At 59.0% G+C, this 271-nt stretch carries 1 protein-coding gene; it reads right to left on the reverse strand.

Annotated elements, in window-relative coordinates; genetic code table 11:
• Positions 1 to 31 precede the first annotated feature (31 nt).
• Positions 32 to 271 (reverse strand): hypothetical protein (locus EOD29_RS36645; protein WP_206520552.1); only part of this gene is annotated, 240 nt, incomplete at its 5' end.

Consider the following 271-nt stretch of genomic DNA (forward strand, 5'->3'; position numbering starts at 1 on the left):
CTTGGGATACGCCTTCGCGTATATCTTGTGCTCATGGCCCTGATCCATGTTTGGGTACGGGGCGCCCAAGATCGGACGGCATCTGCGCGGCATCCAATCGGTACGGCGCGCTCGTTTGTGCCCTCCACCACGAACGGAAACTGTCCGTGTCGGCAGGCTCGCTCATGACCATCATCCGGCTAGGGGCTAGCGGGCCGCGGAAATGAAACAATTCCAGATAGATATCTGCGCCGTCTGCGATGGCCTTTCGCTGGGCATCGGTGAAGTGAAA

It is taken from the genome of Mesorhizobium sp. M1A.T.Ca.IN.004.03.1.1 (assembly GCF_003997555.1).
Classification (GTDB): domain Bacteria; phylum Pseudomonadota; class Alphaproteobacteria; order Rhizobiales; family Rhizobiaceae; genus Mesorhizobium.